Origin of the sequence: Periweissella ghanensis (genome assembly GCF_918814755.1) — a bacterium.
Taxonomy (GTDB): domain Bacteria; phylum Bacillota; class Bacilli; order Lactobacillales; family Lactobacillaceae; genus Periweissella; species Periweissella ghanensis.
Window position 1 is genome coordinate 1 of sequence record NZ_CAKKNT010000048.1, and the last position, 3,378, is coordinate 3,378.

Sequence of the window (3,378 nt, forward strand, 5' to 3'; positions counted from 1 at the left end):
GGAACACCATTTTGGTACTCAATAATTGCATCTAATTTTATTTTTTGAGAAAAATACATAAGAAAACCCCCTCGATTGGATTTACTCCAATTCGAGGGGGTCAGTGCAGAATGAGTTTTTTATTTTGCATTAATTTAGATTTAAGTATAGAATCAACTCTAAAGAAAAATTTAAAATATCTAATAATAAGTATTTTTTTAATAAAAGTGCTAAAAAATTTGAATTAACTTTACTTAAATTAAAAAACAGGAGATTTTTTTATGGCAATGATCGAATTTAAGAACGTAGAAAAATACTATGGTGATTTTCACGCGCTAAAAAATATTAATTTGCAGATTGAAGAAGGTAAGACCGTTGTTTTGATTGGACCATCAGGATCGGGGAAATCAACACTTATTCGGACGATTAATGGATTGGAACAAATTCAAGCTGGGGATTTAATTGTCCACGGTGAAAATATTTCTAAAAAGAAAAGTGATATGAACTTGTTGCGTAAAAATGTCGGCATGGTTTTCCAACACTTTAATTTGTATGCTAATAAAACAGTATTAGAAAATATTATGCTAGCACCGCGAATTGTCCTTAAACGCGATGAAAAAGAAAATCGTGAAATGGCAGAAAAATTATTAGAAATGGTAGGGCTAGCGGATAAAGGGAATAGCTATCCTGATATGCTTTCAGGGGGACAAGAACAACGGGTGGCGATTGCACGTTCATTGGCCATGAAGCCCAAGGTGTTATTATTTGACGAGCCAACGAGTGCCCTTGATCCAGAAATGATTGGGGATGTTTTGGAAGTTATGAAGACGATTGCACGTGATTCTGATATGACGATGGTGGTTGTAACGCACGAAATGGGCTTTGCTAAACAAGTGGCGGACCAAGTTATTTTCATGGCTGATGGCACGATTATTGAAAAGGGATCAGCCAAAGAATTCTTTGAAAATCCTAAAGAAGAACGGGCTAAGAAGTTCTTGAGTCAAGTCTTGAATCATTAGTGTGAGGAATACTTTTAAAAGGAGGGAGTTTCAATGGTAACACGCAAATATAAATGGTTTGGGTTAGCGACTTTCTTCATGCTCATGCTCTTAACATTAAGTGCTTGTGGGAATGAAACGGCACTAACCAAACAAAATCAATATGATCAAGTTAAATCAAGTAACCAAATGATTTGGGGGGTCAAAGCCGATACCCGATTGTTTGGATTAATGAATATTAAAACTGGTAAAATTGAAGGTTTCGATGTTGATATGGCCAAAGAAATTACTAAACGCATTGATCCAAAGGCCAAACCAGTTTTTGTTCAAGTAACATCCCAAACCCGGATTCCGTTATTAAAGAATGGTAATATTCAAGCCATCATCGCAACGATGACTGGAACGCCAGAACGGGCCAAAATTGTTGATTTCTCAGTACCATATTTTAATGCTGGTCAATCTTTACTAGTTGTTAAAGGTAGCAAGATTAAAAATGTGCAAGATTTGAATCATAAAGGAGTTACCGTTTTAGGAACGGTTGGTTCAAACTCAGTTATTAATATCAAAAAAGTAGCACCTCAAGCACGGGTATTACAATTACAAGATTATGCCCAAGCGTTAACGGCCTTAAAATCTGGTCAAGGAGATGCTTTGACGACGGATAATGGGATTTTGTACGGGATGTCAGAACAAAATCCGACCACACGTGTTGTTGGTGGAACATTCACGAAGGAACCTTATAGTGTTGTCATCGATAAGCGCCAAACTAAGTTAAAGACCGCCATTAACAAGGCGATTGAAGCAATCCATAAGGATGGGACCTACGATCGCTTAGTCGAAAAATGGTTCAGTAATGTACCAGGATTTAATTGGAGGACGTTATTAAATGATTAATATTTTAACAACTCATTGGTCAGATTTCGTTCACGGATTTGGCATCACGTTATTATCAAGCGTCATTGCGTTGGTAATTTCAATGATTTTAGGGACCGGCTTTGCGATTCTTGAAATCTTACCAAATAAATTTGTCAATGTGCTTGCCCGTATTTATATTCAAATTTTCCGGAATATTCCACTCTTAGTTGTTACAATGTTCTTTTATGTTGTGGTGACCCAATTCATTAAAATGAATGGGTTGGTTGCTGGGACAATCGGGTTGTCACTGTATACCTCAGCCTTTATTGCTGAAACTGTCCGAGCAGGAATCTTAGCAGTTGATAAAGGCCAGATGGAAGGGGCGCGGGCTAATGGGCTAACTTATTGGCAAACAATGCGCATTATTATCTTACCGCAAGCGTTTAAGATTGTGATTCCACCACTTGGTAATCAATTTATCAACTTGGTTAAAAACTCATCAATTTTGGCTTTCGTAGCTGGTTTTGATTTAATGTATCAAGGAAATGAAATTGCCTCAACGACGTTTGATACGATTGATACGTACATTGTCGTCGGCTTATTTTACTTAGTTATCACTTTACCGTTAAGTTACTACATGCGGTACTTAGAAAACAAACTCGCGTAGAAAGGAGGTTAAGAGATGCAAGATTTTTTAAATGCCTATACAGCAATTAACCTCGGTTTCTTATTGAAGGGATTATTGGTCACAATTGAAGTTTCAGTAATTTCAGGGGCGCTAAGTTTTGTGATTGGCTCATTTTTAGGGGTCATTCGCTATGCTAAATTCCCGATTGTTTCAATGATTGTGGGTCTTATTATTGATATTTTACGGAATTTACCATTGTTGTTAATTATTTTCTTTACGTACTTTGGTTTACCAAATTTTGGGATTCGTTTAAATATTATGACATCCGCAATTGCCGCCTTAACCGTCTTTGAAGCCGCGATGATTGCTGAAATTGTCCGCTCTGGGATTGTTTCAGTACCTAAGGGCCAAACAGAAGGGGCGCTTGCTAATGGGATGACTAAGCCCCAAGTTATGTGGTATATTGTCTTACCGCAAGCATACAAACGGATGATTCCACCATTGGTTAGTCAATTAATTTCGTTGATTAAGGATACATCTTTGGCAACGATCATCGTCTTGCCAGAATTGACCTACAATGCGCAAATCATTTACGGCCAAAATAATAGTTATATGATTCCAATGTTCTTAGCGATTGCTGTGATGTACTTTATTGTTAACTACTGCCTTGCATTAGCCGGCAGTTGGTTTAGTCGTCATAGCCGTCGGACAGCATGATTATTAAATGAATATCATAAAAATAATTAATTTTTGAGCCGCTAAAACGGCTTTAATAGAAATTTATAATAAAAATCGACACCTTAAAAAGGGCTCTTTGTCAAATGATGTTGATATTGAGTTTTTAGACTCTAAATCGTAAAAGATTTAGGGTCTTTTTTTATGCCAATTCTAATCGAATACGATTAAAAAAATTGGCTA

The 3,378-nt window shown here is 36.6% G+C and carries 4 protein-coding genes; all 4 read left to right on the forward strand.

Going from position 1 to position 3,378, the window contains the following annotated elements; translation table 11 throughout:
- The first annotated feature begins 260 nt into the window (after positions 1 to 260).
- From LQZ76_RS09820 to LQZ76_RS09835, 4 genes are read left to right on the forward strand one after another with little or no spacing between them, the layout of a single operon-like run.
- Positions 261 to 998, forward strand: coding sequence for an amino acid ABC transporter ATP-binding protein (locus tag LQZ76_RS09820; protein WP_284706047.1), 738 nt, complete (start codon positions 261 to 263; stop codon positions 996 to 998).
- Positions 999 to 1,031: 33 nt separating this feature from the next.
- Positions 1,032 to 1,871, forward strand: a complete 840-nt coding sequence (locus LQZ76_RS09825) for a glutamate ABC transporter substrate-binding protein (protein WP_432443420.1) — start codon at positions 1,032 to 1,034, stop codon at positions 1,869 to 1,871.
- The gene (locus LQZ76_RS09830) at positions 1,864 to 2,499 is read left to right on the forward strand and encodes an amino acid ABC transporter permease (protein WP_230099532.1); all 636 of its coding nucleotides are present in this window, start codon (positions 1,864 to 1,866) and stop codon (positions 2,497 to 2,499) included. Before LQZ76_RS09825 ends, LQZ76_RS09830 begins: the two co-directional genes overlap by 8 nt.
- A 15-nt stretch (positions 2,500 to 2,514) precedes the next feature.
- Positions 2,515 to 3,177, forward strand: a complete 663-nt coding sequence (locus LQZ76_RS09835) for an amino acid ABC transporter permease (protein ID WP_230099533.1) — start codon at positions 2,515 to 2,517, stop codon at positions 3,175 to 3,177.
- The last annotated feature ends 201 nt before the right edge of the window (positions 3,178 to 3,378 follow it).

Coding starts and splice junctions, on each gene's coding strand:
- LQZ76_RS09820 (WP_284706047.1), top strand. CDS start 261: ATGGCAATGATCGAATTTAAGAACGTAGAAAAATACTATGGTGATTTT.
- LQZ76_RS09825 (WP_432443420.1), top strand. CDS start 1,032: ATGGTAACACGCAAATATAAATGGTTTGGGTTAGCGACTTTCTTCATG.
- LQZ76_RS09830 (WP_230099532.1), top strand. CDS start 1,864: ATGATTAATATTTTAACAACTCATTGGTCAGATTTCGTTCACGGATTT.
- LQZ76_RS09835 (WP_230099533.1), top strand. CDS start 2,515: ATGCAAGATTTTTTAAATGCCTATACAGCAATTAACCTCGGTTTCTTA.